The 26,784-nt window shown below is 66.2% G+C and carries 24 protein-coding genes and 1 tRNA gene; 15 read left to right on the top strand and 10 right to left on the bottom strand.

What is annotated here, in order from left to right; translation table 11 throughout:
• The first annotated feature begins 58 nt into the window (after positions 1-58).
• From cgtA to NP552_RS21890, 3 genes are all read left to right on the top strand, one after another.
• The gene (gene cgtA / locus NP552_RS21900; protein WP_043860221.1) at positions 59-1,282 is read left to right on the top strand and encodes an Obg family GTPase CgtA; all 1,224 of its coding nucleotides are present in this window, start codon (positions 59-61) and stop codon (positions 1,280-1,282) included.
• Between the two features lie 75 nt (positions 1,283-1,357).
• Positions 1,358-2,476 (top strand): glutamate 5-kinase, encoded by a 1,119-nt coding sequence (gene proB / locus NP552_RS21895; protein ID WP_058540613.1) that lies wholly within the window; start codon positions 1,358-1,360, stop codon positions 2,474-2,476.
• Positions 2,477-2,480: 4 nt separating this feature from the next.
• Positions 2,481-2,942 (top strand): CreA family protein, encoded by a 462-nt coding sequence (locus NP552_RS21890; protein WP_043860223.1) that lies wholly within the window; start codon positions 2,481-2,483, stop codon positions 2,940-2,942.
• A 107-nt stretch (positions 2,943-3,049) separates the two neighbouring features.
• Here NP552_RS21890 and mksF read toward each other — a convergent pair whose 3' ends face one another.
• Genes mksF through mksB form a run of 3 tightly spaced genes read right to left on the bottom strand, consistent with a single transcriptional unit; the run spans position 3,050 to position 7,849 of the window.
• A complete protein-coding gene (gene mksF, locus NP552_RS21885; protein WP_058540614.1) occupies positions 3,050-5,884 on the bottom strand; it encodes an Mks condensin complex protein MksF in 2,835 nt (944 codons plus the stop codon).
• Positions 5,881-6,582, bottom strand: a complete 702-nt coding sequence (gene mksE, locus NP552_RS21880; RefSeq protein WP_043859813.1) for an Mks condensin complex protein MksE — start codon at positions 6,580-6,582, stop codon at positions 5,881-5,883. Before mksE ends, mksF begins: the two co-directional genes overlap by 4 nt.
• Positions 6,572-7,849, bottom strand: a complete 1,278-nt coding sequence (gene mksB / locus NP552_RS21875) for an Mks condensin complex protein MksB (protein WP_043859814.1) — start codon at positions 7,847-7,849, stop codon at positions 6,572-6,574. Before mksB ends, mksE begins: the two co-directional genes overlap by 11 nt.
• A 166-nt stretch (positions 7,850-8,015) precedes the next feature.
• On the opposite strand from mksB, the gene NP552_RS21870 reads away from it, so the two are divergent.
• On the top strand, positions 8,016-8,798 hold the full coding sequence (locus NP552_RS21870; protein WP_058540615.1) for a hypothetical protein: 783 nt from the start codon (positions 8,016-8,018) through the stop codon (positions 8,796-8,798).
• The gene (gene rimI, locus NP552_RS21865; RefSeq protein ID WP_043859816.1) at positions 8,791-9,246 is read left to right on the top strand and encodes a ribosomal protein S18-alanine N-acetyltransferase; all 456 of its coding nucleotides are present in this window, start codon (positions 8,791-8,793) and stop codon (positions 9,244-9,246) included. The genes NP552_RS21870 and rimI overlap by 8 nt, the downstream gene beginning before the upstream one ends.
• Before the next feature lie 4 nt (positions 9,247-9,250).
• On the opposite strand, the gene NP552_RS21860 is transcribed toward rimI, so the two are convergent.
• Positions 9,251-9,574 carry a hypothetical protein gene (locus NP552_RS21860; protein ID WP_058540616.1) on the bottom strand — a complete coding sequence of 108 codons (324 nt, stop codon included), beginning with the start codon at positions 9,572-9,574 and terminating at the stop codon, positions 9,251-9,253.
• 118 nt (positions 9,575-9,692) lie between these two features.
• On the opposite strand from NP552_RS21860, the gene can reads away from it, so the two are divergent.
• Positions 9,693-10,331 (top strand): carbonate dehydratase, encoded by a 639-nt coding sequence (gene can, locus NP552_RS21855; protein ID WP_043859818.1) that lies wholly within the window; start codon positions 9,693-9,695, stop codon positions 10,329-10,331.
• Positions 10,332-10,419: 88 nt separating this feature from the next.
• On the opposite strand, the gene NP552_RS21850 is transcribed toward can, so the two are convergent.
• Positions 10,420-11,544 carry a hypothetical protein gene (locus tag NP552_RS21850; protein WP_058540617.1) on the bottom strand — a complete coding sequence of 375 codons (1,125 nt, stop codon included), beginning with the start codon at positions 11,542-11,544 and terminating at the stop codon, positions 10,420-10,422.
• 87 nt (positions 11,545-11,631) lie between these two features.
• Here NP552_RS21850 and NP552_RS21845 point away from each other — a divergent pair, with 87 nt between their 5' ends.
• Complete coding sequence (locus NP552_RS21845) at positions 11,632-12,225, top strand: D-Ala-D-Ala carboxypeptidase family metallohydrolase (RefSeq protein ID WP_104572259.1); 594 nt, start codon at positions 11,632-11,634, stop codon at positions 12,223-12,225.
• Between the two features lie 96 nt (positions 12,226-12,321).
• Positions 12,322-13,965: an ABC1 kinase family protein gene (locus NP552_RS21840; protein ID WP_058540619.1), complete on the top strand. Its 1,644-nt coding sequence runs from the start codon at positions 12,322-12,324 to the stop codon at positions 13,963-13,965.
• Here the strand turns inward: NP552_RS21840 and NP552_RS21835 are convergent.
• The gene (locus NP552_RS21835) at positions 13,952-14,800 is read right to left on the bottom strand and encodes a LysR substrate-binding domain-containing protein (RefSeq protein ID WP_043859822.1); all 849 of its coding nucleotides are present in this window, start codon (positions 14,798-14,800) and stop codon (positions 13,952-13,954) included. The two genes, NP552_RS21840 and NP552_RS21835, sit on opposite strands and share 14 nt — an antisense overlap.
• A gap of 115 nt (positions 14,801-14,915) precedes the next feature.
• On the opposite strand from NP552_RS21835, the gene NP552_RS21830 reads away from it, so the two are divergent.
• The 4 genes from NP552_RS21830 to NP552_RS21815 all read left to right on the top strand — a co-directional run bounded on the left by NP552_RS21830 (position 14,916) and on the right by NP552_RS21815 (position 19,632).
• Positions 14,916-15,533 carry a LysE family translocator gene (locus NP552_RS21830; RefSeq protein WP_058540620.1) on the top strand — a complete coding sequence of 206 codons (618 nt, stop codon included), beginning with the start codon at positions 14,916-14,918 and terminating at the stop codon, positions 15,531-15,533.
• Between the two features lie 112 nt (positions 15,534-15,645).
• Complete coding sequence (locus NP552_RS21825) at positions 15,646-16,161, top strand: sigma-70 family RNA polymerase sigma factor (protein WP_043864306.1); 516 nt, start codon at positions 15,646-15,648, stop codon at positions 16,159-16,161.
• On the top strand, positions 16,158-17,099 hold the full coding sequence (locus NP552_RS21820) for a FecR family protein (RefSeq protein WP_058540621.1): 942 nt from the start codon (positions 16,158-16,160) through the stop codon (positions 17,097-17,099). Before NP552_RS21825 ends, NP552_RS21820 begins: the two co-directional genes overlap by 4 nt.
• Positions 17,100-17,175: 76 nt before the next feature.
• Positions 17,176-19,632 carry a TonB-dependent siderophore receptor gene (locus NP552_RS21815; protein ID WP_058540622.1) on the top strand — a complete coding sequence of 819 codons (2,457 nt, stop codon included), beginning with the start codon at positions 17,176-17,178 and terminating at the stop codon, positions 19,630-19,632.
• A gap of 116 nt (positions 19,633-19,748) precedes the next feature.
• Here the strand turns inward: NP552_RS21815 and NP552_RS21810 are convergent.
• The 4 genes from NP552_RS21810 to NP552_RS21795 form a co-directional block, all read right to left on the bottom strand.
• Positions 19,749-19,825: transfer RNA gene (locus NP552_RS21810), tRNA-Met, on the bottom strand.
• Between the two features lie 92 nt (positions 19,826-19,917).
• Complete coding sequence (locus NP552_RS21805; protein WP_058540623.1) at positions 19,918-22,329, bottom strand: TonB-dependent siderophore receptor; 2,412 nt, start codon at positions 22,327-22,329, stop codon at positions 19,918-19,920.
• 96 nt (positions 22,330-22,425) lie between these two features.
• On the bottom strand, positions 22,426-23,352 hold the full coding sequence (locus NP552_RS21800; RefSeq protein ID WP_043864309.1) for a FecR family protein: 927 nt from the start codon (positions 23,350-23,352) through the stop codon (positions 22,426-22,428).
• Positions 23,349-23,870 (bottom strand): RNA polymerase sigma factor, encoded by a 522-nt coding sequence (locus NP552_RS21795; RefSeq protein ID WP_054916253.1) that lies wholly within the window; start codon positions 23,868-23,870, stop codon positions 23,349-23,351. Before NP552_RS21795 ends, NP552_RS21800 begins: the two co-directional genes overlap by 4 nt.
• Before the next feature lie 234 nt (positions 23,871-24,104).
• Between NP552_RS21795 and NP552_RS21790 the strand changes: the two genes are divergently transcribed.
• The 3 genes from NP552_RS21790 to NP552_RS21780 all read left to right on the top strand — a co-directional run bounded on the left by NP552_RS21790 (position 24,105) and on the right by NP552_RS21780 (position 26,783).
• Positions 24,105-25,325, top strand: coding sequence for an MFS transporter (locus NP552_RS21790; RefSeq protein WP_088515261.1), 1,221 nt, complete (start codon positions 24,105-24,107; stop codon positions 25,323-25,325).
• A gap of 86 nt (positions 25,326-25,411) precedes the next feature.
• A complete protein-coding gene (locus NP552_RS21785; protein ID WP_168186857.1) occupies positions 25,412-25,549 on the top strand; it encodes a hypothetical protein in 138 nt (45 codons plus the stop codon).
• Positions 25,550-25,625: 76 nt separating this feature from the next.
• Complete coding sequence (locus tag NP552_RS21780) at positions 25,626-26,783, top strand: MFS transporter (RefSeq protein ID WP_210015434.1); 1,158 nt, start codon at positions 25,626-25,628, stop codon at positions 26,781-26,783.
• The last annotated feature ends 1 nt before the right edge of the window (position 26,784 follow it).

The raw sequence follows: 26,784 nt of genomic DNA, 5'->3' as shown, positions 1-26,784 counted from the left end.
GCAAGAGCCTTATGTCTTTGTGTCACTCAGCTCGTCCAACTGACGAGAGGCGGTTTTTATGAAGTTTGTTGACGAAGTATCGATCAAGGTCAAGGCCGGTGACGGCGGTAACGGTTGCATGAGCTTCCGCCGCGAGAAGTTCATCGAGAACGGTGGCCCCAACGGTGGCGATGGTGGCGACGGCGGCTCGGTGTACATGGTTGCCGACGAAAACCTCAACACCCTGGTCGACTACCGCTACACCCGTCACTTCGAGGCCCAGCGCGGCTCCAATGGCGGCAGCACCGACTGCACCGGCAAGAAGGGCGACGACCTGATCCTGCGCGTGCCGGTCGGCACCACCGTGATCGACGCGGGCACCCAGGAAGTGATCGGCGACCTGGTCAAGGCCGGGCAGAAACTGATGGTGGTGCAGGGCGGCTGGCACGGCCTGGGCAATACCCGTTTCAAGTCCAGCACCAACCGTGCGCCACGCCAGACCACCCCGGGCAAGCCCGGCGAGCAGCGTGACCTGAAACTGGAAATGAAAGTGCTGGCCGACGTCGGCCTGCTGGGCTTGCCCAATGCCGGCAAATCCACCTTCATCCGTTCGGTGTCGGCCGCCAAGCCGAAAGTCGCCGACTACCCGTTCACCACCCTGGTGCCGAACCTGGGCGTGGTCAGCGTCGACCGCTGGAAGAGCTTCGTCATCGCCGACATCCCCGGCCTGATCGAAGGCGCTTCGGAAGGCGCCGGCCTGGGTATCCGCTTCCTCAAGCACCTGGCGCGTACCCGCCTGCTGCTGCACCTCGTCGACCTGGCCCCGCTGGATGAAAGCAGCAGCGCCGACGCCGCCGAAGTCATCGTCAACGAGCTGACCCGCTTCAGCCCGTCGCTGGCCGAGCGTGACCGCTGGCTGGTGCTGAACAAGACCGACATGCTGATGGACGACGAGCGCGACGAGCGCGTCAAGGAAGTGGTCGAGCGCCTGCAGTGGGAAGGCCCGGTGTACGTGATCTCGGCGATCTCCAAGCAGGGCACCGAGCAGCTCAGCCGCGACATCATGCGCTACCTCGAAGACCGTGCCGACCGCCTGGCGGCCGACCCTGCCTACCGCGACGAGCTGGCCGACCTCGACCAGCGCATCGAAGACGAGGCCCGTGCCCAGCTGCAGGCCCTGGACGACGCGCGCGCCCTGCGCCGTACCGGCGTCAAGAGCGTGCACGACATCGGCGACGATGATGACGATGACGACTGGGAAGACGACGAAGACGGCCCGGAAATCATTTACGTGCGCGACTGATTCGTTGCAGTACACTAAACGCCGCTTTTTCAAGCGGCGTTTTGGTATCTAAAGATCTCTATAGGTTGGAAGAAGATGCGGAGCAAGGTGACGGGTGCGCAGCGCTGGGTCGTGAAAATCGGCAGCGCGTTGCTGACGGCGGATGGCAAGGGCCTGGACCGCGCGGCGATGGGCGTGTGGGTCGAGCAGATGGTGGCCCTGCATGAGGCAGGGGTCGAGTTGGTGCTGGTCTCTTCGGGGGCCGTGGCTGCCGGCATGAGCCGCCTGGGCTGGAGCAAGCGACCGAGTGCGATGAACGAGCTGCAGGCTGCCGCCTCCATCGGCCAGATGGGCCTGGTGCAGGCCTGGGAGTCGAGCTTTGCCGAGCATGGCCGGCACACCGCGCAGATCCTGCTGACCCACGACGACCTCTCCGACCGCAAGCGTTACCTCAACGCCCGCAGCACCCTGCGTACCCTGGTGGAGCTGGGCGTGGTACCGGTGATCAACGAGAACGACACCGTGGTCACCGACGAGATCCGCTTCGGCGACAACGACACCCTGGCCGCACTGGTGGCCAACCTGGTGGAAGCCGACCTGCTGGTGATCCTCACCGACCGCGACGGCATGTTCGATGCCGACCCGCGCAACAACCCCGAAGCCCAGCTGATCTACGAGGCGCGCGCCGATGACCCGACGCTGGACGCCGTGGCCGGCGGCACCGGTGGCGCACTGGGGCGTGGCGGTATGCAGACCAAGCTGCGTGCGGCGCGCCTGGCCGCGCGGTCGGGGGCGCACACCATCATCGTCGGCGGTCGCATCGAGCGCGTGCTCGACCGCCTCAAGGCCGGCGAGCGCCTGGGCACCTTGCTCTCGCCCGAGCGCGGCATGCTCGCGGCACGCAAGCAATGGCTGGCCGGGCACCTGCAGACCCGCGGCACCCTGGTGCTGGACGCCGGTGCGGTGCAGGCCTTGCGCCAGGCCAACAAGAGCCTGCTGCCGGTGGGCGTCAAGACCGTGCAGGGCAGTTTCCGGCGTGGCGAGATGGTCGTGTGCGTAGGGCCGGACGGCCTTGAGGTGGCCCGCGGCCTGGCCAACTACAGCGCGCTGGAAGCGCAGAAGATCATCGGCCAGTCATCCGAGGCCATCGAGGCCGTGCTGGGCTACAGCGCCGAGCCGGAACTGGTGCACCGCGACAACCTGATTCTGGTATGAGGAAATGAGCGTGATCAAAGGGATTTTTGCAGCCGCCTTGCTGGCCTTGCCGATGCTGGCCGGTGCCGAGGAAATCGGCCAGGTGTCGACGGTGTTCAAGTTCGTCGGGCCCAACGACCGCATCGTGGTCGAGGCGTTCGACGACCCCAAGGTGGAGGGCGTGACCTGCTACCTGTCGCGCGCCAAGACCGGCGGCGTGAAGGGTGGGCTGGGGTTGGCCGAAGATCGTGCCGAGGCGTCGATCGCCTGCCGACAGGTGGGGCCGATTCGCTTCAAGGGCGAGCTCAAGGATGGCGATGAAGTGTTCAAGGAGCGCACCTCGCTGGTGTTCAAGACCATGCAGGTGGTGCGCTTTCTGGACAAGAAGCGCAACACGCTGGTGTACCTGGTGTACAGCGACCGCCTGATCGAAGGCAGCCCGCAGAACGCGGTGACGGCGATTCCGATTCTGCCTTGGGCAGAATAAGACCGCGTTGAATCCATCGCGGGTCAAGCCCGCTCCCACAGGTTCAATGGTGCCCTCTGTGGGAGCGGGCTTGACCCGCGATGGGGCCCAAAGGGCCCCCAAGGCCGTCAGATCGACGCCGGCTCAACCTCCACTTCCCGCACCTCGACCTTCACCTGATCGCGACGGCTGATGTACTTCCAGTCCGCCTCGTCGATGTAGATCCCGTTCGGCCCGCTACCGCCCTCCAGGTCGATTGCAACGTGCGCCGATACCTGCGGCTTCACGCTCGCCAGAATCGGCACGAAGCCCAACTGCAGGCTGGTCTCCAGCAATGCCGCCTGGTTGCGTTCGTCGATGTCGGCCGCCTCGTCCAGGTAGTACGGCAGGCGCACGCGCCCGGCCTGGTCGCGGTCCATCAGGTGCAGCAACAGGTACATGTTGGTCAGCGCCTTGATGGTCATGGTGGTGCCGTTGGAGGCCGCGCCATCGATGTCGGTATGGATGATCGGCTGGCCGCCCACCTTGGTGATCTCGAACGCCAGCTCGAACAGGTCCTTCAGGCCCAGCTGGTTGTGGTTGGCTGCCACCAGCCGCGCCAGGTACTCCTTGGCCTCTTCGTTCTTGTTGTCCTGCTCGGCGCTCTGGCTCAGGTCGAACACCGACAGGGTCTCGCCTTCCTCGTACTGGCCGGCACTGTGGATGATCTGGTCGATGTGCTTGAGCGCTTCCTTGTTCGGCGCCAGCACGATGCGAAAGCTCTGCAGGTTGGATACCTGGCGCTTGTTGATCTCGCGGTTGAACAGTGCCAGCTGGTGCTCGAGGCTGTCGTAGTCGCTGCGGATGTTGCGCAGGGTACGCGCGATGTCGGTCACTGCCGCGCGCCGCGCCTTGCCCAGGGTCAGGGCTTCGTCGGTACGGTGCGCGTAGGCGTTGATCAGCAGCTGCAGGCGGCGCTCCATGTCGTCTTCGCTGTCGAACTTGGCCACGCCCTTGAGGCGTACCTGGGCGTACAGCGCCTCGATCTGGCCATCCACTCGCAGCAGGCCCTGCCAGCTGTCCTGGTAGTCGTTGAGCAGCGGCAGCAGGTTGTCCATGGAGTCGTCGACCGGGTCCATGAACGGCGTGCCGAACGGCAGGTCGGCCGGCAGCAGCTGGCGACGGCGCAGAGCGTCGTCGAGGGTGCGCTGCTTGGCCTCCATGTCGGCAATCTGGCGACCGACCAGTTGCAGCTTGGCCGACAGTTGCTGCACGCGCTCGGTGAACGCGTCGCTGGAGCGCTTGAGCTCGTCCTGGGCCGCCTCCATCTGCGCCAGATGCTCCAGCTTGTCGCCTTCTTCGGCCGACAGGGTCTGGGTACGGCGGTAGTCTTCCAGGGCCTTTTGCGCATCCAGCACCTGCTGGTACAGCGCTTCGGTCTGGGTCTTGCTCGCGGCGCGGTCGGCGGCCACGGCTTGCTGGGTCTTGAGCTGCTTGAGCTCTTTTTCCAGGCGCTCCTTCTGGTCGCGCAGCGCGGCGCGGTCGGCCAGAGCCTGCAAGGCCGGCGGCTCGATATGGCTGAGGTCGATGGACAGCCCCGGCGCCTCGAAGCGCTCGCCCTTGAAGCCGTCGAGTACCGCTTCCAGGGACTTGACCCACACGTCGCTGTCATCCAGCTCGATGCCGCGCTCGCCCAGCGGCAGGCTGAACAGCGCACCGTTGAACAGGCGCATCAGGCGCTCGACGTCCTGCTGCGAGAACTCTTCGCGCAGGCGTGCATAGCTGTTGTTGTCGGCATGGTCGAGCTGCTGCTTGACCGACTTCAGGCGTTTCTCCAGGTCGCGCAGGCGCTCTTCCAGGTCCTCGGCGCTGAACTGGCGCGACTGCGCCAGGGCACCGGCCAGTTCGTCGTGGGCGTCCTTGGCGGCCAGCAGCTGCTGCTCCAGCACCTTGACGTCATCCACCAGCGCGAAGCGGTGCTTGAGCACCGACAGTTCGCCCAGCCAGCGCTGGATACCGGTCATTTCGCGTTCCAGGCGCATCAGCTCCTGGGTGCCGCCGCGCTGGTTGTTCTGCAGCGCGTCCTGCTCGTGGCTGTAGTGCTCGGCCTGCAGCACCAGCTCTTCCTTGCGTGCGCCGGCGTAGTCCTGCCAGGTGCCGAGCAACTGGTCGAGCAGCGGTGACAGGCGGTGTAGCTTGCCGCGCAGGATGTCGCGCTGGGCCACGCCATTGGCCAGGGCCTCGACCAGCGGGCCGGCGGCTACCAGCGAGTTGTAGTCCTGTTCCATGCGCCGCACGTCGCGGAAGGCTTCTTCGCAGGCGGCGATGTAGTCGACGCTGCCCGAGCGCAGGCTGTGCTCGAACGCATCGAGGAACAGCTGCTTGAGCTTGGCCGCGGTAATCTCGCGCATGTGCAGCAGGTTGATGAACAGGGCGCGGAAGGTCTTCAGGCTCTGCTCGCTGGTGGAGCGCAGCGGAATCAGGGTCAGGTCCAGCGGCACCGAGGTGTGCCCGCCCACCAGCAGCCGGCGCAGTTCGTCGGGCTTGAGCTCGTAGGCTTTCAGGCCGTTGCGCTCCAGGTTGGTGAACAGCTCCTTCTGGCGCAGGCAGGTGTCGTTCTTCTGGTAGTGGCCCAGGTCCAGCTCGCCGGCATAGGCGAAGAACTGGTGGCCGAAGCCGCCGCCAGGGCCGCGCCCGACCACGCCGATCACGTGCGGGCCGTGGGGCAGGTTGACCTCGCAGAGGATGTAGCTGGTGTCGCTGGCGAAGTAGAAGCGGCGTGACTGCTCCAGGCTGTACTTGCCGAAGCTCATGTCCGACATGCGCGCCAGGATCGGGAACTGCAGGGCGTTGATCGACGCACTCTTGCCCAGGTTGTTGGCGCCGTACACCGACAGCGGGTGCTCCAGCGGGAACAGGCCCAGGCTGTAGCCGGCGGTGTTGAGCAATGCAAAGCGGCGAATGCCGTAGCGGTCCTGGCTCATGCGTCAATCTCCTGTTGCTCTTGGGCAATGGCACGGGCCAAGGCGTCTTCTTCGCTTTCCTCGAACGGGCTCAGGTCGAGCGGGTCGTCGGTCCTGTTCAGCTCTTCAGGGGTTTCTTCCACCACCAGCACCGGGGTCGGCAGCGGCAGGGCACTGTGCAGGCTGGCGGCCAGGTCGCGGTCCTGCTGCACCGACAGGCACACGTCGAGGAAGCGGTGCATCGGCGGCAGGAAGCGGTAGATGCCGTTGTCTTCGCTGGCAAAGCCGAGCTGGGTCATGCGGCGCATGATTTTCTCTTCCAGCTCGTCGGGGGTCTGCACCTCGGCCTGCAGGAACAGGTCGCGGTACTTTTCCAGCAGCGAGGGCAGCTCGTCGCGCCCCAGGCTGCCGCCGTCGAGCACCGACATCGGGTCGCGGCCCTGGTCGGCCAGGTGCTCCACCAGGATGAAGGTGAACAGCGACAGGCGCTGGGCGGTCTTGTTGACCTGGGCAGCAGCCAGTTCCGGCACGAAGTAGTAGAAGCCACGGGTGTCGCACACCAGTTCGAAGCCCAGGGCCTTGAACAGGCCGCGGTACTGGTCCTGGAAGTTCGACAGCTGGGCATACAGCTCCGGGTCGCGCCGGCTGATGTGGAAGCCCTTGAACAGCTCGCGGAAGATCGGTGCGAGCTGGGACAGTTCGGAAAGATCAAGATGCATGGGTAGGGCTCGCAGTAGGCTCGGGCGACGGTTCGCGGCTTGAAGTCAGGGCGAACGAGCGCAGGCTGACCAGGTGTTCCTGAGTGGTGTACTCGCGGCGCTCCAGGCGCGCGCGGGTAAAGCGTTTTTCCCGCGACAGGCGCGAGAACCAGTACAGCAGTTCGTCGGTGGCGCCTTCGGGCTCCTGCTCCAGCAGCCACACCATCAGGTCGGGCAGCGGCAGGGCGTCTTCGCAGCGCTCGAGCATTTCCTTGACCGTGCGCGGTGCACGCGGCGCGGCGCCCTTGTGGCTCTTGTGCGCCTTGGGGAACTGCGCCGGCTTGGCTTCGAAGCGGGCCAGGGCATACACGTAGGCCTCGACCTGGCTGGCGCTGCCGAGGAAGGTGCTCTGCGGGCGGGTGAACAGCGGCATGGCCGCCTGCGGCACGGCGTCGATGCCCTTGCGCCGGATCACCGACAGCGCCAGTGCGGCGCCACGGGTCACGGCGTTGTGCCGGCGTGCCTCTTCACGCAGCGGCAGCAGCAGCTCGCGGGCGTGGCGCAGGGTCAGCTGGGCGCTGGTCTGCATCTCGAGGATGCGCGCGTGGGTGCGCAGCAGCATGTCGTCGTCGACCAGGTGGCCCAGTCGCGCCTGCTCGCCCAGCAGGCGCAACAGCACGGTCTCGACCTTGCGCACGCCCTGTTCGAAGGCGCCGTCGGCGTTCACCAGCTGGATCATCGGCTCGACGTATTCGTCCCAGGTGGCCAGCACTTCGGCGTAGCGCTGGCGCAGCGGGATCTGCCGGTCGCTGGTCTTGGCCCGCTCGGCCACCGCCACCAGCGCCTGCTCGTCGTTGTCGAGTTTTTTCAGCACGTCACGCACGCGCATGTCGAGCAGACGCAGCTGGCGCGCCAGGTCGTTGCCGTCGCGGATGTCGAAGGCGTCCTGGATATGCCCGGCCAGTCGTTCGAGGTGGCGCAGGTAGGCTTCGATCTCCAGGCACAGGCCCAGGCGGTGCTCGCGCCGCAGGTAGGCCAGGAAGTCGTGGATCTGGGCGTTGAGCTCGAAGCGGTTCGGGCTCTTGGCCACCGGGACCAGGATGTCCAGGCGAATCCACACGTCCAGCAGGTTGGTGATGTCCTGGGGCGTACTGTCGAGCTGTTGTGCGGCCAGTTGCCCGCGCAGCTCGGCCAGGCTCAGGGTGCCCCCGTCGAAGCGCTCGCACAACGGCTCGAGCAGGGCCCAGTGTTCGGCTAGGGCGCGCAGGACGCGCTTGGGTTCGATCATTGGCGGGTCGACTCGCTGCCAAGTAAAAGCGCCGATTGTACTGCATCAGGGGGGGATCGATTCACCCCCTGATCGTTTGCCGGTGTTGTCGGGCGGTTTTGTGCCTGCAACGGCGGCGTAACGGCGGTAGAATGCTCGCCCCGACTTATCCACAGATGGCCGCCCTTTGCTTACCGAGTCCCGCCGCCGCGCCTACCTGAACGCCATGCAAGTGGTGCACTGGCTGCCGCGCGCCGAACTGCCGTTCGCCGCGCCATCGCGCCCCGAGCTGCTGCGGGTACCCGAACCGCTAGTCGAGGCGCCGGTGGTGCTGCCGGCAGTGGTGGCCAAGGCGTCTGCACCGGCTGCCAAGCCGGCCGAGCGGCCAAAAATCGAGATTCCGCGACCGACGGTCAGCGCCAAGCCGGCCAGCAAGCCGGTGCTCGACGCCGAAGAAGCCGCCGCCGTGGTCAAGCCAGCGCTGGTACCGCCGCCCCGCTTTGCCTTGCAGTTGCTGCGTGCCGGCGATTGCCTGGTGCTGGTGGAGCTGGTCACCGGCCAGCCGTTCCAGAGCCGCGACCCGTCCTACCTGCTGCTCAAGGACATGCTGCGCGCCGCCGGCCTGCCCGACAGCCCGCAGATCATCGGCGAGCCGGTACGCTGGCCGTTGCTGGTGCGCGGCACCCTCGACCAGGGCCCGCTGGCAGCGCGTGATTTTGTCCAGGGTTTCATCCAGGCCCGCCTTGAAGAGGCGCCCTGCAGCTGCCTGTGGCTGGTCGGCCTGCCGGCGGTGCGCTTTGCCGGTGAAGCCGACGAGCAGGCGTACTACCGCGAATTGCCGGTGGAGGGCCTGGGCAACTGCTGGGCCTTGCCTGGCCTTGAACTGTTGATGGACGAGCCCGCCCGCAAGGCGCACGTCTGGCAAGCCATGCGCCGGCTGATGGCGCGCTGGAAACCACGCAATGAGTGACAACATCAGTTTTCGCCGCATGACCGAGGCGGATCTGGATGCCGTGCTGAAGATCGAATACGCCGCCTTCAGCCACCCGTGGACCCGGGGGATCTTTCTCGACGGGCTGAAGAACTACGAAATCTGGCTGATGTTCGAAGGCCAGCAGCAGGTGGGCCACGGCGTGATCAACGTGATCATCGACGAGGCGCACCTGCTCAACATCACCGTCAAGCCCGAAAGCCAGGGCCGTGGCCTGGGCCTGCGCCTGCTCGAAGAGCTGATGAAGCGCGCCTACGCCAGCAACGGCCGCGAGTGCTTCCTCGAAGTGCGCGCCAGCAACCAGTCGGCGTATCGCCTGTACGAGCGCTTCGGCTTCAACGAGATCGGCCGGCGACGCGACTACTACCCGGTGGCGGGTGGGCGCGAAGACGCGCTGGTGATGGCCTGCACGCTGTTCGAAGAATAACCCTTCAGCGCTCGCGCTTGCCGTCCAGCGGGTCGCGACGCGCCAGTTCGGCCTCGTCCAGGCCGTTGCCGCCGCCAATGTCATCTTCGTCGACTACGCTCAGGTCCCAGTCGGCCGGGTGGTCGCCGCCGACTTCATCGGCTGAGCGGGCGCCGTCTTCGGGGATCAGGGTTTCGGGCGTCAGGTCATCGTCGCTGGGGTCGTAGTGCGTGTCGGTCACCGGTGGGTCTTGATCGAAGTCCAGCGGCTGCACCGAGCCCATCTGGTCCTCGATGGTATCGATCTGTACGGGTTCCGGGGCATGCGGCGGGCGATGTGATTCGGTCATGTCTATTCTCCTGCGGGTGGCCTGTAAGGGGTGGACCGGCCACTGGCGGGAAGATTCAAAGGCGTGACCCGAACGGGGTGGCGCCAGTCACACATGCGCATTCCCATGAGGCTTGACCATGCACGATCTACAAGAACTGATTGATAACAACGCGCGCTGGGCCGATGCGATCAAGCAGGAAGATCCGGACTTCTTCGCCAAGCTGGCGCGTCAGCAGACTCCGGAATTCCTCTGGATCGGCTGTTCGGATGCGCGGGTGCCGGCCAACGAGATCGTCGGCATGCTGCCGGGCGACCTGTTCGTGCACCGCAACGTGGCGAACGTGGTGCTGCACACCGACCTCAACTGCCTGTCGGTGATCCAGTACGCGGTGGACGTACTCAAGGTCAAGCACATCCTGGTGACCGGGCACTACGGTTGCGGCGGCGTGCGGGCCTCGATGCAGGACCGTCAGCTGGGCCTGATCGACGGCTGGCTTCGGGCGATTCGCGACGTGTACTACGAGCATCGTGTGGAGTTGTCCAAGCTGGCGACCGAGGAAGAGCAGGTCGACCGCCTGTGCGAGCTGAACGTGATCCAGCAGGTGGCGAACGTGGGGCACACCAGCATCGTGCAGAACGCCTGGCATCGCGGGCAGAGCCTGTCGATCCATGGGTGCATCTACGGGATCAAGGACGGCCTGTGGAAAAGCCTGAACACCACCATCAGCGGGTTCGAGCAGCTGCCGCCGCAGTACCGGTTGCGTCCGCAGGACTGACCGCCCATTGGCTGTTGCAGGAGCCAGCCTGGCTGGCGAAGGCCGCGCTACCTGTCCGTGGTGCGGCCTTCGCCGGCAACGCCGGCTCCTACAGGCTGCGTAACGCCCGCGTCATCACCCCCGTATTGCACTTGGCATGGGCCTGCTCCGGCGTCATCTGGCGTACCGTGCGGAAAAACAGCCCGCAGGCCTGCTTCTTCTCCTTCACCTGCCATTTTTGCGTGCATGCCCCCAGCGTGGCACTTGCATCCGCCTTCGGGTTGCGCCCCATTCCCGCCTGCCAGCACGCCGCGCTCAAGTCCTGCCCCATCATCCGCAAACCCGCCGCATCGGCCTTGTCCGGGTCGTTGTCGTTGTTCTTCGGGTCGGCGGCGTACCAGATCGCGCTCGGGTGATTTGCGCCCAGCACCGGCACGTTGCGCCCAGGCACCGGGCTGATGCTCACCAGCCCCAGTACCTTCACCTCTGGCCCGTACTGCTGCTGCACCCAGCTGCGCACCGGCGCACCGAACGCCACCATCGGCAGGCTGGCGCCGTCAGCGGCCGCAGTCATGTCCCTGACCATGCGCACCTGGTAGTCGGTGAAATACCCGTACACCCCTTCAAGGTCCTTGCCGGCACTGGCTGGCGCGGCAATCGGTGCGATGTCCACGATGGTCTGGTAGGCCGGGGTGTGTTGCGCCGGCACGCCGTTGAAGGTCAGCAGCTGGGCCCAGCGGTCGGTGGTGTTGGAGCGCAGGTAGTCCTGGGCCTGGGTCAGCGAATAGTCCGGCGGAAAGTGCAGCAGCTCGATGCTGCGCCGGTTCTCCAGGGCCATGCCCAACGGCAGGAACAACGCCCAGTTGTAAGCCCACTTGCCCTCGCGATTGAGCCGGTCGGCACCTGCATAGGCCAGTTCGCCGCTGTCGAGCAGGGCCTTGAGCGGGGCAGCGTAGGTGGTCGGTACGCCGCTGATGTCGGCATGCAGCTGGTCGTGCTCGCGACGCACCGTCACCGTGGCGGTCGGGTAGCCATCGCGCTGCACGCTCTGGGTCAGGTAGTGCTCCACGGTGCGCTCCAGCGACCAGTCGCGAAAGCAGATCACCCCGCAGTTGTTGGGGTAGGCGAATAGGCGGGTCACGCGCTGCGCATCGCCCAGCGGTACGCGGGCGTCGGCCAGCACGGCGCTGCTGGCGGCAAGGGCGATCAGGCCCAGGGCAAAAGGTGTACGCATGTTCAACTCCTTGTCGATGAACTCCCGATGTGCGGAAGGCTTGCCATACTGGGGTAGTTCTCAGGACGAGGGGAAGGGGGCAGGACCATGAAGGGGTATCCGGGCATTGCACTGTTCGCCGGGCTGTTGAGCGTGTTGCCGGCCCACGCCGACGAGCGCGACCTGTGGTCGTTCGCGCAGTGGACGGGCAGCCACGATACGCGCGCGTTTCGCGAAATGCTGGTGCAGGCGCGGCTGTATGGGGTAGTGCCGTTGTACCAGCTGCTGCGCTCGGCCAGCGACTGGCGCCTGTGCAACGCCGAGCCGTTCGCCGTGGCGCCGCCCGACCAGTGGCCGGCGGTACGCTCGACCCTGCAGTTGCTCAAGACCCTGGGCGAGCAGCAGCGCCTGAAAACCTACGAAGTGGTCTCGGCCTATCGCAACCCCACCCTCAACCGCTGCGCCGGTGGTGCCCGCGACAGTGCGCATACCCGCGCCTTCGCGGTCGACCTGCTGCTGCCGGCGTGGGCCGATCCGCGACCATTGTGCGAGTTCTGGCAGACCCAGGGCCAGGCCTGGAACATGGGGCTTGGCCGCTACCCGTCGGGGCGCATCCATATCGACACCGCCGGCTACCGCACCTGGGGCGGCGACCTGAGTGCCGACTCGTCGTTTTGCCCGCGCCTGGCGCCCAGCTCCTGAACAGCTCGGCGATGGCGGGGCGAGGAACTCCTGGGCCCCGCAAGGTACGGAAGTAGTTCACCCCCTGCACATCAACCCGCCCCGAGGAACCGCCCAATGCTCGAATCGACCTGGACTGCGCTCAAGCATCATCAGCGTGTGCGCGAGATTGTCGTGGTGCTGGCCAACTTCGGCGCCCAGGACGTTCTGTTCCGCCTGGGGCTGGGCAGGCTGCTGGGGGAGGCCGAAACGGTGGCCGGCCTGCCCGCCGACGAAGGCACCCCGCAACGCGTGCGGCGGGCGCTGGAGGCGCTGGGCCCGACCTTCGTCAAGCTCGGGCAGATCCTCTCCAGCCGCAGCGACATTTTGCCGGCGGCATGGATCGACGAGTTGCAGGCCCTGCACAGCAGCGCCGCTACCTTGCCTTGGGCGCAGCTGCAGGCCCAGGTGCTCGAAGACCTGGGCGCCGAACTGGACCAGGTGTTCGCCGAGTTCGACACCACCCCGCTGGCGGCGGCGTCCATGGCCCAGGTGTATCGGGCACGCCTGCTCGGGGGCGAGGAGGTGGTGGTCAAGGTTCAGCGTCCGGGGCTGCGGCGCAAGATGACCGCCGACCTGCAGTTGCTCGAAAGCGTTGCGCAACTGGTCGAGCAAAACACCGCCCTGGCCGACTACCAGCCGCGCAAGATGGTGCGGCAACTGGCCCGGGCCATGCTCGAAGAGCTGGACTTCACCCAGGAAGGCAGCCACTGCGACGCGGTGGCGGCCAATTTCGCCAGCCAGCCGCACATCGTCATTCCGCGCATCTACTGGGCCCACAGCAGCGAGCGGCTGCTGGTGCAGCAGTACCTGCCCAGCCATACCCCGCTGGAGCGCGAGGCGCTGATCGAGCAGGGCCTGGACCCGAGCCTGCTGGCCAGCCGCGGCGCAGCCGCGTTCATCAAGATGCTGCTGGAGGACGGGCTGTTCCATGGCGACCCGCACCCGGGCAACCTCAAGGCCATGGACGACAACCGCGTGGGCTTCATCGACTTCGGCATGGTCGGGCGCCTTGGCGAGCGCCGTCGGCTGGAGGTGATGACGTTCATGCGCGCCCTGACCGAGGGCAACAGCGATGCACTGGTGACGGTGCTGGTGGACTGGAACGACGACGGCGTGCGCAACATGCCCGCCATCGAGCAGGCGGCCGGCGAATACATGGCGCGTCACGGCGGCAAGGTGCTGAAGATGGGCGCGCTGATCGAGGATTTTCTGGGGCTGATGCGCGAATACCGCCTGCTGCTGCCGCCCGACCTGCTGGTGCTGTTCAAGGCCCTGGTGACCGCCGACGGCGTACTGACCCGGCTGGACCCGCAACTGGACCTGGTGGCCACCGCCAGACCGGCGATCAGGGCTCAGCTCAAGGCGCAGCTGAGCTGGAAGATCGCCAGGCGCCTGGGGCTCGATGGCCTGGAACTGGGACGCGGCCTGCTCGGCGAATTGCCGCAGCTGACACGGCTGCTGGTGAACCGCTTCAAGCATGGTGTGCTGGAGATGCGCGTCGATGTGCCGGGGCTGGAGCGCCTGGAGCGTTCGTTGCGCCTGGCCTCGACGCGGCTGTCGCTGGCGTTGCTGATCAGTGCGCTGGTGATTGCCTTCGGCCCGCAGATCGCCGCTGCCGGTCCGGTGTGGCTGGGCTTGCCCGCCGTCAGCTGGCTGGCGGCGATCGCCACCCTGGGCGGCTTGCTGGCGTTTTTGCGCAGCCTGTTCAAGAGCCCGTGAGCCAGTCGGCAAAGCGCCGCTGCGCCGTGCCGGCAGCGAAGGGCTCGGGGCTCAGCAGGTAGTAGGCCGAACCGTCCTCGGTGAACCCGTAGGGCGCCACCAGCTGCCCGCTGTCGAGTTCGTCCTGCACCATCATGCGCGAGGCCAGCGCCACGCCCAGCCCGGCCAGGGCTGCCTGGATGCACAGGTAGAAGTGTTCGTAGCCGGCGCGGCTGCTGCCCCTGGCCGACTGGCCGCTCAGGCGCAGCCAGTGCTTCCAGGCGTCGGGACGGGTGGCGCTGTGCAGCAGGCGGGTACCGGCAAAGCCCTTGTCGGGCAGTGCCAGGTCGGCGCGACACACCGGCCCTACTGCCTCGTTGCAGAGCTTGAGGCTGTGCAGGCTGGCATCCCAGTGGAAGTCGTCGCGGCGCAGCGCCAGGTCGATGCCGCTGCGGGCAAAGTCCACCGGCCCGCCGGCGGCCACCAGGTGCAACTGGATGTCCGGGTGCGCGGCATGGAACGCCGGCAGCCGCGGGATCAGCCACTTCATCGCGATGGTCGGCTCGCATGACAGCACCAGCACGTTGTCGCGGGCCTGCTGCAGGCGTTGCACGCTGGCGTGCAGCTGCTCGAACACCGACAGGGTGGTGTCGTGCAGGGCGCGCCCGGCCGGCGTGAGGAAAATGGCGCGGTTGCGCCGCTCGAACAACTGCACCCCCAGGGATTCTTCCAGCAGACGCACCTGACGGCTCACCGCACCGTGGGTGACGTTGAGCTGTTGGGCGGCGCGCACGAAGCTTTCGGTCTGGGCGGCGACGTCGAAATAGCGAAAGGCGGCGAGGGCGGGCAGTTTCATATGTGTGAGGAAAACTAGCGGATTTGCGCCACTATAAATCGCTTTTTTGCCGTGCTGAAGCTTTCGATAATGGCGCTGCGCAGAATCATCTGCGTCATTTCATGGAGTATCGACGGTGGGTGAATTGCTGGCGGTGGCCTTGATTACCGTGTTGGCGGTGATCAGCCCGGGGGCGGACTTTGCCATGGTGACACGCAGCAGCTATGCGTTTGGCAGGCGCAGCGGATTGCTCGCCGCCCTGGGGATTGCCTGCGGCGTGCAGGTGCATGTGGTGTACACGGTGCTGGGGGTGGCAGTGCTGATCAGCCAGTCGCCGGGGCTGTTCATGGCCATGAAGGTGGTGGGGGCAGGGTACCTGATCTACCTGGGGTATCGGTCGCTGCGCACTCGTGCGCCGGTGGCCCTGGAGGGCGCGGTGGGGGTGACGGGGCGCGGTGCATGGGGGGCGTTCGCATCGGGCTTTCTGACCAATGCGCTGAACCCCAAGACCATGCTGTTCGTGGTCAGCGCCTACAGCCAGGTGGTGCAGCCGGGGGCCTCGCTGGGGCTCAACTTTGCCTATGGGGCGTTCATGTCGCTGGCGCATTGGGTGTGGTTCAGCCTGGTGGCGCTGTTCTTTTCGCGGGAGGCGTTGCGCCAGGCGATGCTGCGCCGCCAGCGCATGGTGGACCGGGTGATCGGGGTGGCGTTGATCGGCCTGGGGGTGGCGGTGGTGTTCGTGAATGTGCGCTGAGCGCCTGGCCGCTGCGCTGGCTAGCCAGCGAAAGGCGCACCACCGATCCCGCCATTGCATCTCCCACCAGCGGCGCCATAAGATATAACCATTCTCATTTAGTGCCGCCGACATGAAAGCCACCCCACCCGCCGACAGTCTCGCTTCGTTGTACAAGGGCTACCACGGCTGGCTGCTGGTGTGGCTGCGCCAACGCCTGGACTGCCCGCACAACGCTGCCGACACGGCCCAGGACACTTTCATGCGCCTGCTCAGCGCCGGCAGCTATGTGGCCCCGCGCGAGCCGCGGGCGTTCCTGGCTACCGTGGCGCGGCGTCTGCTGATCGACCGCGGGCGCCGGCAGAAGCTCGAACAGGCCTACCGCGAAGCGCTCGCCCGGCACGTCGAGTACCTCGACCAGGCACCTTCTCCCGAGCAGATGCTGGCCGCCCTCCAGGCCCTGGAGCACATCGCCCGCGCCCTCGACCTGATGAGCGTGCGTGCCCGCGAAGTGTTCATCCTGCGTCACCTCGAAGGGCTCAGCCATGCCGAGATCGCCGCACGCCTGAACGTCTCGACCAAGACGGTGCAGAACCACCTGGTGCAGGCCCTGCTGCACTGCCACGCTGCCACAGATCCTGCCCTGTGAACCTGCCTGCGGCCACGCTGCGCAAGGCTGCCGAATGGCTGGTGCGCCTGGACGACAGCGCCAGTGCCGGCGACCAGCAGGACTTCGAGGCATGGCTGGCCAGCGACCCGCAGCACCTGGAGGCCGTGCGCCAGTTGCAGGGCAGCCTCGCGCCACTGCGTGAACTGCCCCGTGCGCCGGCCCGCGCGGCGCTCAAGCGCATTGCGCCGCAACCCCGTGGCAAGCGCGCGCTCAAGGCGCTGGCAATCAGCCTGGGCCTGCTGCTGCCGGCCGGCCTGGTGCTGCAGCACTATCCGCCGGCTTATCTGATGGCCGATATCCGTACCGGCAGCGGCCAGTGGGCTACACAGCAATTGCCGGACGGCAGCCGCATCAGCCTGGATGGCCGGTCGGCGGTCGACCTGCAGTTCGACGCCCAATCGCGCACCCTGCGCCTGCTCAGCGGCGAGATCCTGCTGGATGTGGCCAAGGACGCCAGTCGCCCGTTCCGCGTGGTCACCGAACACGGCAGCATCCGTGCCCTGGGCACCCGCTTCATGGTCGAGCGCAGCGAGCACAGCACACGCCTGGCCATGCTCGAGTCGAGCACCGAGGTCAAGAGCGCCGGCAGCAGCCGCACGGTCAGCGCCGGCCAGCAGGTGCGCTTCGACGCCACTGGCATCCAGCCACTCCAGGCGGTCGACGCCGCCGGGCTGGAGCAGGCCTGGGCCAGCCACCAGATGATGGTCAAGGAGCAGCCGCTGGGCGAGGTGCTGGAACGCCTGGCACGCAATCACGGCGGCTACCTGCTGTTCGATACCAAGGCGCTGGCGCACCTGAACGTGACCGCCGTGTTGCCCGCCGACGACAGCGAGCGGGCGTTGCGCCTGCTGGCGCGCAGCTTCCCGATCCGGGTGCAGCACTACACCCCGTGGGTCACGCGAGTCACTCTTGAATAGAAATCCTTATCAAACGCTTCCAGTTCCCGTTACCTGTGCGTCCTTGTATTAGCCAATACATCGGAGAGTCGGGAACATGCCTTCACACAAGCCCCTCAAGCCCAGCCGCGCCCTGGCGCTGGCGGTTCATCTAGCCCTCGGCACGCTGCCGCTGCTGGCCCTGCAGCCGGCGCATGCGCAGCAGCAGGTGCAGCGCTATGCCATCCCGGCCGGGGCGCTGGGCGACGTGCTGAGCCGTTATGCCCGCGAGTCGGGGGTGGCCATTTCGTTCAATGCCGGCCAGGTCGCCAACCTGTCCAGCGCCGGGCTGCAGGGCAACTATGCCCTGCAGGACGGCTTCGCCGCGCTGCTGTACGGCCACGGTCTGCAGGCCCAGGCCAGCAGCGACGGCTACGTGCTGGTTGCGCTGCCGGCGGCCAACGGCGCGGTGGAGCTGGGCGCCACCAGTATCAACGGGCAGGTGCTGGGGAGCACCACCGAGGGTACCGGCTCCTACACCACCGGGCCGATGCAGACGGCCACCAAGCTGCCCCTGAGCATCCGTGAAACCCCGCAGTCGGTGAGTGTGATCACCCGCCAGCGCATGGACGACCAGGACATGCAGAGCCTGGAAGATGTGCTCAAGAACACCCCCGGCATGTCCATGACCAAGGACGGCCCGCAGCGCCCGACCTTCTATGCTCGCGGCTTCACCGTCGAGAACCTGATGAACGACGGGCTCTCCAACGACCTGTCGCATTACCTCTCGCGGGACATGAACTCCACGCCCGACATGGCGATCTACGACCACGTCGAGGTGGTGCGCGGCGCCACCGGCCTGATGCAGGGCTCGGGCACGCCGTCGGCGGCGATCAACATGGTGCGCAAGCGCCCCACGGCCGACCCGCGCCTGAGCATCACCGGCAGTGCCGGCAGCTGGGACAACTACCGTACCGAGGTCGACGGCTCCGGCGCGCTCAACGACAGCGGCACCCTGCGCGGCCGGATGGTCACCGCCTACCAGACCCGCAACAGCTTCCAGGACGTGGCCGATACCGAGCGCTCGGTGTTCTATGCCATCGGCGAGGCCGACCTGAGCGACAACAGCACCTTCACCCTGGGGCTGTCGAACCAGAGCGTCAACAACACCTCCACCTGGGGCGGCCTGCCCACTGGCATCGACGGCAGCGACCTGCACCTTTCGCGCTCCACCTACCTGGGCAACGACTGGGAATACTGGGACCAGGACAACACCACCCTGTTCAGCCGCCTGGACTATCGCCTGGACAACGACTGGAAGCTGCTGCTGGCGGCCAGCCGCACCTGGTCGAAGCTCAAGATGCTCGGCAGCATGACCGAGCGCATGGGCGATGAGGGCGAGGTGTTCGGCCAGTACCTGGGGCAGTACCACTACGACGACGAGCAGAGCAGCTATGACGCCTATGCCACCGGGCCGTACCAGTTGCTGGGGCGTACACACGAACTGGTAGTCGGGGCCAGCCGCCGCGAGCTGACCTTCGAGGGCAAGGGCAACTACAGCGACGACCTGATCGGCATGAACATCCATGCCTGGGACCCCGGCAGCCTGCCCAAGCGTCGCCTGGACCTGAACTACTGGCACCAGGACCGCGAAACCTCGCAGACCGGCACCTACGTCACGTCGCGCTTCAACCTGGCCGACGACCTGAAGCTGATCGTGGGCGGGCGCCTGGACTGGTACGACAGCGAATCCCAGACCCGCAACGGCACGCGCCTGGGCAAGCCTGTCAACGTGAGCGTCACGCGCAACCTGACCCGCTACGCCGGGGTGATCTACGACCTGGATGCGCAGCATTCGGTGTACGTGAGCTACACCGACATCTTCAAGCCGCAGTCCGAGCAGGACGCCAGCGGCAGCGAACTCAAGCCGATCGAGGGCAAGAACTACGAGGTGGGGATCAAGGGCGAGTACTTCGACGGCGCATTGAATGCCAGTGCCGCGGTGTTTCGCATCGACCAGGAGAATCGCGCCAAGACCCTGGAGCGCTACCAGTGCTCCGACCTGGTGCCCAGCTGCTCCGAGGCGGCGGGCAAGCTGCGCAGCGAGGGTATCGAGCTGGAAGTGAACGGCACCGTGCTGCCGGGCTGGGAGCTGGGCGCGGGCTACACCTTCGCCCAGGTCAAGTACGTGAAGGACGGCGACCCGGCCAACGAGGGACGGCTGTTCGACACCGACATCCCGCGGCACGTATTCAAGGCGTTCACCACCTACCAGCTGCCGGGCGAGCTCGAGCGCTGGAAGGTCGGCGGCGGGGTGTACCGGCAGAATGCGATCTACAACAAGGGTGACAACTGGTACGCCACCGACAGCACCTACCGCATCGAGCAGGATGCCTACACCTTGGTCGACCTGATGCTCAGCTACAAGGCCTCCGAGCACCTGGACGTGCGCCTGAACGTGAACAACGTGTTCGACACCAGGTACTACCAGAGCATTGCCACCAACACGGTGTATGGCGGCAACTTCTACGGTGACCCACGCAATGCGATGCTGACGTTGCGCTGGTCGCTCTGAAAGGATCAGGCCGGCTCCTGCGGGCGTGCAGGAGCCGGCCTTGCCGGCGAAGCGGCCGGCACTTTTCTTCAGGCATGAAAAAAGGGCCTACCTTTCGGTAAGCCCTTTTTAGTACTTGGTGGCTACACAGGGACTTGAACCCCGGACCCCAGCATTATGAATGCTATGCTCTAACCAACTGAGCTATGTAGCCAAGTGGCGCGCATTATTCGCTCGAAACGATGTTGTGTCAACACCCAATTTCAAAAAATTTAACGCCCGATCAACCGCTTAGCCAAAAACCCTTCAGAACCTGTAGGTGAAGTTGGTCATCACGTTGCGTGGTGCGCCGTAGGTGCCGTACAGGCCGGCCATGCTGTAGTACTCGCGGTCGAACAGGTTGTTCAGGTTCACCGAGGCTTCCAGGTGCTCGTTGATGTCGTAGCGCGCCATCAGGTTGGCGATGGCATAGCTGCCCTGGGTGAAGGTGTGCAGGTCGTTGCCCACCTTGCTCTGCCAGTTCACGCCACCGCCCACGGTCACCTTGTCCAGCACCCCCGGCAGGCGATAGCTGGTGAAGGTCTTGAGGCTGTGACGCGGCAGCACGGTGTTGATGCGCTCGTCCTGGTTGTCGGTGGTCAGGGTATAGGCATACCCCGCCGACGCCTGCCAACCCTCGGCCAGTTCGCCGTTGATCTCCATCTCGATGCCTTTGGAGGTGGTGTCCTGCTTGGCCTCGTACACGTTGTCGTGCTGCCAGATCGCCAGGTTGTCCTGTTCGAGCTTGAACACCGCCACGCTGGAGTTCAGCTTGCCGTCGAAGTGGCTGCCCTTGATGCCCATCTCGTAGCCGATGCCCTGCATCGGGTCGATGGGCTTGAATTGCGCGTCCTGCACCCACGACCCCTGCGGGTTGAAGATCTTGGTGTAGCTGGCATACAGCGACCAGGTGTCGTTCAGGTCGTACACCACCCCGGCATAGGGGATGAACACGCCGGTTTCCTTGCGGTCGGTGTTGCTGCTGGCCGCGCCATAGGGGCGGTCCTCGGTCTTGCGCTCCCAGTCGATCAGGCGGCTGCCCAGGATCAGGTTCAGGTCGTCGCTCAGGTGCAGGCGGGTGGTGAGGTAGGCGGCGTACTGGTTTTCTTCCTGTGACGACTTGCCGCTTTCGGTAAACGGCGGCTTGGGCTGCTTGCCGTCCCAGTCGAAGATGTTGTCGATCGACGCACCCGGGGTGGCGTTGTAGTCGTAGCGCCAGCCGCCCCACTCGGGCACGCTCTGGCTGAACTGCGACAGGGTCACGCCGCCGATCAGTTCGTGCTCGCGCTCGAACAGGCTGAACGGGCCGGTCACGTACAGGTCCAGGTTGTCCTGGCGCGGGGTGCCCGAGAAGCGCACCGGCAGCTGGCTCATGCCGCTGCCGTCCGGGTTCAGATCGCCCATGACGAAGCCGAACAGCTCATCGAACTTGTTTTCCGAGTGGCTGTACTCGAGCTTGCCGCTCCAGCCGTTGCCCAGTTGCTGCTCCACCGAGGCGAAGTAGCTGGTCTGTTCGTGGTCGTTGTACGACCAGGTGGGTGCGCTGTTGATCGAGCGGCTGAGGTTGCTGCGCTCACCGTTGCTGAACCGGGTGGGCAGGCCGCTGCGCAGCGGCGAGTCGACGTCGGTGCGCAGGTAGCTCAAGCCCAGGGTCAGCAGGGTGTCTTCGCTCAGGTCGAATTCGGTGATGCCGTACAGCAGCTGGGTGTCCTGCTTGTAGCGGTCGACCCAGGCCTTTTCGGTCTTGTAGTCGGCCACCAGGCGGCCGCGCACGTTGCCGCTTTCGGTCAGCGGGCCGGACACGTCGAAGCCGCTGCCGTAGCGGTCCCAGGTGCCGGCCGAGCCGGTGATGCTGGCCTGGCCCTCGTAGGTGGGGCGCTTGCGGATCAGGTTGATGGTCGCCGACGGGCTGCCCATGCCGCTGATCAGGCCGCTGGCGCCGCGCACGATCTCCACCCGGTCGTACATCGCCATGCTTTGGGTGTAGTTGTCCATGCGCGTGGTGGTAGGCACGCCGTCCACTTCGTAGTTCTGGATCACGAAGCCGCGCGAATAGTAGCTGTCGCTCTCGGCGCCCAGGCCGTCACGGGTGACGATGATGCCCGGGGTGGCTTCCAGGGTGTCGGTCAGGGTGCTCAGGCGCTGGTCGTCCAGGCGCTGGCGGGTCATCACGGTCAGCGCCTGCGGGGTTTCCCTGGGCGTGAGGTTCAGGCGCGTCGAACTGCTGGAGGAGTAGGTGGTGTACAGCCCGGTGCCTTCGGTGGTCGAGCCTGGCGCCTTGCCCGAAATGCTCACGGCATCCAGTTGCAGGCCGCTGCCCAGATCCACCGGCAGCTCGATCAGGAAGCTGTTGGGGTTGGGCTGGCTCAGCCGTGCGCTGCTGCCGGTGAGGGTGCGCAGCGCCTGTTCGGCGGTGTACTGGCCCTGCACCTCGGGGGACACGATGCCCGCTACCTGGTTGGCGTCATAGATCACCTGGTAGCCGCTTTGCGCGCTGAACAGCTCGATGGCATCGACCAGCGACTGCGTCGAGATATGGAAATCGATGCGTTGCGTCTGGGCCTGAGTGGCCTCGGCGGCCTGCACGGCGGCGCCTGGCAGCAGCGCCAGCAGGCTGGCGGCCAGGATCGCGCTGGCCAAGGGTCGACGGGTGAATGCGACGTCACGTGGGTACTGCATGGTTCCTCCCCCAAGAAGGTGCAAATGGTAATGCTTCTTATGTTGGGGGTGTGACGCAGCAGAAACGGGAATTACCGCGCCGTCGGCAAAATATTTTCAGCGCACGATCAGCCAGTGCCCCAACACGGCATCGGCACGCAGTTTCTGGCTGCTGAGCAGGGCATCGAGGGCGCTGTCGGCCTGGTCCAGGTTGAAGCTGCCGCTGACCCGTCGCTGGCCGGCGGCCTCGTTGAGCAGCACCAGGCGGGTGCCCTTGTAGGTGGCCAGCTGTTCGAGCACCTGCTGCAACGGCACATCGCGCACCCGCAGCTGACCGTCGCGCCAGGCCAGCAGGCGTTCGGCATCCACCGTCTGCGGCGCATCGAGCCGTTCGCCGTGCAGGGTCAGGCGCTGGCCGGGGCTCAGGCGCTGGCGCTGGCTGGCGGTGCTGACCTCGACGCTGCCGCTGAGCAGCACCACGTCATCGTGCTCGCCACGGCTGACCGAAAAGCGCGTGCCCAGCACCTGCACCCGGGCCTGGTCGACCTCCACCACGAAGGGCCTGCCGTCGTGCACCACGTCGGCGAACACCCGGCCCTGGCGCAGGCGCACGGTGCGGGTGTCGCCGTCGAGGTCGATGTCCACCGCGCTGGCGCTGTCCAGGCGCAGGCGCGAACCGTCGGCCAGTTGCACCTCGCGGCGCTCGCCGGCGGCGGTGGCGTAGTCGCTGCCCAGGGTGTGCAGCGAGGGCACCAGCAACCAGCTCAGGCCGGCGCCCAGCAGCAGGCTGGCGGCGGCCGCATACAGCGGCCAACGGCTTTTCTTGGCGCGGTGCCGGTCGGCCTTGCGCACCCGGTGGGCGGGCAGCTCCAGGGTCTGCCAGAGCTGTTCGACGGCGGCCAGCGCGGCGGCGTTCTGTGCGTCGTGCACCCAGGCGTCGAAAGCGTCGCGTTCAGTGGGCGTGAGGTCATCGGCACGGCGCCGGGTAAACCAGTGCAAGGCCTGCTGTTCGCGTTCAGCGCTGGGGGAGTGATCGGGCGTCATTCGGCTTCGTTCGGCTGGCGCGCGTGCAGGGCGGCGGCCGCGCAGTGGCTCAGGGCTTTGTTCAGGTGGCGCTCCACGGCGCGGGGCTCCAGGCCCAGGCGTGCGGCGATGTCCTTGTAGCTCATTTGCTCGACCCGGGCCAGCAGAAACACCTCGCGGGTGGGCGAGGGCAGGCCGTCGATCAGGCGCTCCAGATGGTCGAGGGTATTGCCGGCCACGGCGCTGCGCTCGGGGCTGGTGTCGGTGAGCAACTGGTCGAGGGCCTGCTCGTCGCTGACCCCGCGCACCTGGTTGCGGCGCGCGTGGTCGATGCTCAGGTTGCTGGCGATGCGGTAGAGGAAGGCGCGCAGGTTGCCGACCTCGCTGCGCTCGCTGTGCATCAGGCGCACGAAGGCGTCCTGCAAGAGGTCGCGCGCGGTCTCACGGCAGCGCACCCGACGGGTGAGAAAGGCCAGCAGCTCGTTGCGGTGACGCTGGTAGAGCAGCGTCAGGCTTCGGTCTTCCTGATTGTCGGGCATGGAGTGGTCGGGGCTCGCTATGGGTGTGGGAGCGGGCTTGACCCGCGATGCAGTCACCGCGCATGTGCCTGGCTCCGCGGCGATGCAATCGCGGGTCAAGCCCGCTCCCACAAGTGCTCGCGATGCTAGCGTTACTGAGAATTATTAACAAGTAGTCCACTCACTGAAAAGAATAGTGCGCTTGCTAACGAATTCTGGATAATTGGATCCCGACCACCCGATGGACGTTTTCCCATGGCCTTGAGCACCGCCCCGTCAAGTACGCCCGCCAGCACCGCCGCGCCCAGCCAGAGCAGCCCGCTGGTGATGCGCATCATCGCTGCCTGTGCGCTGGCGCACCTGATCAACGACCTCATCCAGGCGGTGCTGCCGTCGATCTACCCGCTGCTCAAGGCCAACTACGGGCTGAGCTTCACCCAGGTGGGGCTGATTACCCTGACCTTCCAGATCACCGCCTCGCTGCTGCAACCAGCCGTCGGTTTCTATACCGACCGCAAGCCGATGCCCAACCTGCTGCCCCTGGGCACCCTGTGCACCCTGGTGGGCATCGTGATGCTGGCGTATGTCGGCAGCTTCCCGATGATTCTACTGGCTGCGGCACTGGTGGGCATCGGCTCCTCGACCTTCCACCCGGAAACCTCGCGCATCGCGCGCCTGGCCTCGGGCGGGCGCTTCGGCCTGGCGCAGTCGACCTTCCAGGTCGGCGGCAATGCCGGCTCGGCTTTCGGGCCGCTGCTGGCCGCCGCCATCATCATCCCGTTCGGCCAGGGCAACGTGGTGTGGTTCGGCCTGTTCGCGCTGTTTGCAGTGATCGTCACCTACGGCCTGAGCCGCTGGTACCGCGGCCACCTGGCGCTGTTCAAGGCCAAGGCCGGCCAGGCCGCCACCCACGGCCTGAGCCGCAACCGGGTGATCGGCGCGCTGGTGGTGCTGGGCCTGCTGGTGTTCTCCAAGTACTTCTACATGGCCAGCCTGACCAGCTACTTCACCTTCTACCTGATCGAGAAGTTCGACCTGTCGGTGGCCAGTTCGCAGCTGTACCTGTTCCTGTTCCTGGGGGCGGTGGCTGCCGGGACCTTCTTCGGCGGGCCGATCGGCGACCGCATCGGGCGCAAGGCGGTGATCTGGTTCTCGATTCTGGGCGTGGCGCCGTTCACCCTGGCGCTGCCGTATGCCGACCTGTTCTGGACCAGCGTGCTCAGCGTGATCATCGGCTTCATCCTGGCTTCGGCGTTCTCGGCCATCGTGGTGTACGCACAGGAGCTGGTGCCGGGCAACGTGGGCATGATCGCGGGGATCTTCTTCGGCCTGATGTTCGGCTTTGGCGGTATCGGCGCGGCGCTGCTGGGCTACCTGGCAGACATTCACGGCATCGAGTACGTGTACACGTTGTGCTCGTACCTGCCGCTGTTCGGGCTGCTGGCGATTCTGCTGCCGTCCACGCGCAAGCGCTGACAGCGCGCCGGCCAGGCGTCGATGCGATTGACGCCTGGCCGGGGTTTCACCTAGAGTGCCGGCCTTCCTTTTCCTGTAGTCGACCCATGAAACGTTTCTCCCGTCCTTGCGCAGCAAAGCCGCCGGTAGTCCAGGCCCTGCTGTGCGACTGGCCGTGCGATACGGTGCTCAAGCGTCGGCGCAGCGTCCTGTTCGCCTTCACCTTTTCTCCTCCGCGCGCCTGAACTGACCGTCGCTTTCAGAACACAGTCATGTTGATGCCTGCGCGCATGTGCGCGTCGGCGGGTTTCGGAGTTGTAGATGAACACGCGTTTGCTGGCGGGCCTTCTGTTCGCCGTTTCGATCGTAGGGTTGAGCCTGGGCGCCACCCTGCCACTGGTTTCCCTGCGCCTGCTCGATGCCGGGGCCAGCACCCTGCACATCGGCATCCTGTCGGCCGCGCCCGCTGCCGGCATGATGCTCTCGGCGTTCCTGGTGGACGCCTGCTGCCGTCACCTCACCCGGCGTACCATCTACCTGCTCAGCTTCGGCCTGTGCGCCCTGAGCGTGGGGCTGATCGAGTGGGCGTTCGACTCCACCTGGCTGCTCGGCCTGCTGCGCCTGGGCATGGGCGTGGGCATGGGGATCGCGATCATCCTGGGCGAATCCTGGGTCAACGAACTGAGCGAAGAGCACAACCGCGGCAAGGTCATGGCGCTGTACGCCACCGCCTTCACCGGTTGCCAGATGCTCGGCCCGACCATGCTTGCGCTGTTCGGCACCCATAGCCCTTGGGTGATCATCGTGGTCAGCGGCTGCTATGCCCTGGCCCTGGCGAGCATCGTGTGGACAGTGCCCAACGACTATGTGGAGCACGGTGACGACGGCGAGAAGAGCTTTTCGCTGGGCGGCTTCTTTCGTGTGGCGCCGGCCCTGTGCATGGGCGTGCTGTTCTTCTCGTTCTTCGATGCGGTGATTCTCTCGCTGCTGCCGGTGTACGCCACCAACCACGCCTACGCGGTGGGCGTGGCGGCGCTGATGGTCACGGTGATCCTGACCGGCGACATGCTGTTCCAGTTGCCGCTGGGCTGGCTGGCCGACCGCTGCGAGCGCACCACGGTGCACCTGGTGTGCGGCGTGGTGGCGATGCTGATCGGCCTGGCGCTGCCGTGGCTGATCCAGGTGCAGTGGCTGCTGTGGCCGGCGCTGGTGCTGCTGGGGGCGGTGGCGGGCGGGGTGTATACCCTGGCGCTGGTGCTGATCGGCCAGCAGTTCAAGGGCCAGGACCTGGTCACGGCCAATGCCAGCGTCGGCCTGTTGTGGGGTGTGGGCAGCCTGGTGGGGCCGCTGGTCAGTGGCGCGGCCATGGACGTCGCCCCCCATGGCCTGCCGATGGCACTGGCGGCGATGGCCGCGCTGTTCGTGTGCTTTGCCCGTAGCTCGCGGCGCAAGGCCTATGCGGCCCGCACCGCGCAGTAGC

The organism is Pseudomonas sp. 8209, assembly GCF_028682105.1.
Lineage (GTDB): Bacteria > Pseudomonadota > Gammaproteobacteria > Pseudomonadales > Pseudomonadaceae > Aquipseudomonas > Aquipseudomonas palmensis.
This window is presented reverse-complemented; position numbering and strand designations above follow the sequence as displayed.

What these genes read in the sequence shown, in the direction of transcription:
- cgtA (WP_043860221.1), top strand. Translation starts at nt 59, where the DNA reads ATGAAGTTTGTTGACGAAGTATCGATCAAGGTCAAGGCCGGTGACGGC.
- proB (WP_058540613.1), top strand. Translation starts at nt 1,358, where the DNA reads ATGCGGAGCAAGGTGACGGGTGCGCAGCGCTGGGTCGTGAAAATCGGC.
- NP552_RS21890 (WP_043860223.1), top strand. Translation starts at nt 2,481, where the DNA reads ATGAGCGTGATCAAAGGGATTTTTGCAGCCGCCTTGCTGGCCTTGCCG.
- mksF (WP_058540614.1), bottom strand. Translation starts at nt 5,884, where the DNA reads ATGAGCCAGGACCGCTACGGCATTCGCCGCTTTGCATTGCTCAACACC.
- mksE (WP_043859813.1), bottom strand. Translation starts at nt 6,582, where the DNA reads ATGCATCTTGATCTTTCCGAACTGTCCCAGCTCGCACCGATCTTCCGC.
- mksB (WP_043859814.1), bottom strand. Translation starts at nt 7,849, where the DNA reads ATGATCGAACCCAAGCGCGTCCTGCGCGCCCTAGCCGAACACTGGGCC.
- rimI (WP_043859816.1), top strand. Translation starts at nt 8,791, where the DNA reads ATGAGTGACAACATCAGTTTTCGCCGCATGACCGAGGCGGATCTGGAT.
- NP552_RS21860 (WP_058540616.1), bottom strand. Translation starts at nt 9,574, where the DNA reads ATGACCGAATCACATCGCCCGCCGCATGCCCCGGAACCCGTACAGATC.
- can (WP_043859818.1), top strand. Translation starts at nt 9,693, where the DNA reads ATGCACGATCTACAAGAACTGATTGATAACAACGCGCGCTGGGCCGAT.
- NP552_RS21850 (WP_058540617.1), bottom strand. Translation starts at nt 11,544, where the DNA reads ATGCGTACACCTTTTGCCCTGGGCCTGATCGCCCTTGCCGCCAGCAGC.
- NP552_RS21845 (WP_104572259.1), top strand. Translation starts at nt 11,632, where the DNA reads ATGAAGGGGTATCCGGGCATTGCACTGTTCGCCGGGCTGTTGAGCGTG.
- NP552_RS21840 (WP_058540619.1), top strand. Translation starts at nt 12,322, where the DNA reads ATGCTCGAATCGACCTGGACTGCGCTCAAGCATCATCAGCGTGTGCGC.
- NP552_RS21835 (WP_043859822.1), bottom strand. Translation starts at nt 14,800, where the DNA reads ATGAAACTGCCCGCCCTCGCCGCCTTTCGCTATTTCGACGTCGCCGCC.
- NP552_RS21825 (WP_043864306.1), top strand. Translation starts at nt 15,646, where the DNA reads ATGAAAGCCACCCCACCCGCCGACAGTCTCGCTTCGTTGTACAAGGGC.
- NP552_RS21815 (WP_058540622.1), top strand. Translation starts at nt 17,176, where the DNA reads ATGCCTTCACACAAGCCCCTCAAGCCCAGCCGCGCCCTGGCGCTGGCG.
- NP552_RS21805 (WP_058540623.1), bottom strand. Translation starts at nt 22,329, where the DNA reads ATGCAGTACCCACGTGACGTCGCATTCACCCGTCGACCCTTGGCCAGC.
- NP552_RS21800 (WP_043864309.1), bottom strand. Translation starts at nt 23,352, where the DNA reads ATGACGCCCGATCACTCCCCCAGCGCTGAACGCGAACAGCAGGCCTTG.
- NP552_RS21795 (WP_054916253.1), bottom strand. Translation starts at nt 23,870, where the DNA reads ATGCCCGACAATCAGGAAGACCGAAGCCTGACGCTGCTCTACCAGCGT.
- NP552_RS21790 (WP_088515261.1), top strand. Translation starts at nt 24,105, where the DNA reads ATGGCCTTGAGCACCGCCCCGTCAAGTACGCCCGCCAGCACCGCCGCG.
- NP552_RS21785 (WP_168186857.1), top strand. Translation starts at nt 25,412, where the DNA reads ATGAAACGTTTCTCCCGTCCTTGCGCAGCAAAGCCGCCGGTAGTCCAG.
- NP552_RS21780 (WP_210015434.1), top strand. Translation starts at nt 25,626, where the DNA reads ATGAACACGCGTTTGCTGGCGGGCCTTCTGTTCGCCGTTTCGATCGTA.